The sequence below is a fragment of the Streptomyces hirsutus genome (assembly GCF_001418415.1).
Taxonomy (GTDB): domain Bacteria; phylum Actinomycetota; class Actinomycetes; order Streptomycetales; family Streptomycetaceae; genus Streptomyces; species Streptomyces hirsutus.
The window spans coordinates 1-421 of sequence record NZ_LIQT01000317.1 but is presented as its reverse complement, the minus strand read 5'-3'; the positions used below and the strand labels follow the sequence as shown (position 1 = coordinate 421).

At 69.1% G+C, this 421-nt stretch carries 1 pseudogene and 1 riboswitch; the pseudogene reads right to left on the bottom strand.

Annotated elements, in window-relative coordinates:
* Positions 1 to 33: 33 nt before the first annotated feature.
* A riboswitch (cobalamin riboswitch) is annotated at positions 34 to 172 on the bottom strand.
* Between the two features lie 77 nt (positions 173 to 249).
* A pseudogene (locus AOK11_RS45275) lies at positions 250 to 421 on the bottom strand (GNAT family N-acetyltransferase); the annotation flags it as partial.

Genomic DNA, 421 nt, shown 5'->3' with positions numbered 1-421 from the left:
CGCGAGGCCCGGACGTCAGGCACCCGGACCGGACGGCCGGGCGCACTGTCGGCAGGTCCTCGGACTGAAGCCGTGCGGGCACGCGGAAAACGCGAACACGCACAAGTACACCGTTGCGGGACAGTTCCGGATTCGCACCGGATTCCCCTGCGGCGACAGCGAGCATGAGCATACATCTTGTGCCCGGTGCTGTCGGCGGGCCCATATCTTGTGTCCCGATGGGGGCTGCGGCGCAGGGCCGCAGGGGTGTCAGAGAGTCAGCTCATAGGCGAGCAGCGTGATGTCGTCCAGGTGCGGAAGAGGCTTCCGGTCCCGCCCGGGAGAGCGGACGAAACCGAGACGCTCGTAGACGCGGTGGGCCGCACGCATCGTCCGCCGGCTCGACAGCACGATCCGTACGCACCCCTCCGCGGCCCGTGCC